This window comes from Pseudoalteromonas sp. SIMBA_162 (assembly GCF_046535955.1).
GTDB classification, from domain to species: Bacteria; Pseudomonadota; Gammaproteobacteria; order Enterobacterales; family Alteromonadaceae; genus Pseudoalteromonas; species Pseudoalteromonas marina.
The window spans coordinates 1-245 of record NZ_JAWJBQ010000967.1 but is presented as its reverse complement, the minus strand read 5'-3'; the positions used below and the strand labels follow the sequence as shown (position 1 = coordinate 245).

Sequence of the window (245 nt, the reverse complement as noted above, 5' to 3'; positions counted from 1 at the left end):
CACGCCAGCCTTCATGAAGCGATAACCGCGCAGGTAGATATGCTCCAGCGCCTGTTGCGCGGCGGCGAGTATCTCGCGGCTGTCATTGGTGGGGGCGGGCAGCTCGACGATGGTGCTGGGTGAGTATTGCGGCAGGTCGGGTCGGTGGCGATTGCTCTTGAGGAAGACCAGCACGGCGCGTGTCAGGCTGCCTTGGTGGCGCAGTTTCTCGGCGCCGCGTTGGGCATGTTGGCAGATGGCGTCCC

Annotated in this window: 1 pseudogene; it reads right to left on the bottom strand. The window is 64.9% G+C overall.

Annotated elements, in window-relative coordinates:
* A pseudogene (locus R0J88_RS22585) lies at window positions 1-245 on the bottom strand (hypothetical protein); the annotation flags it as partial.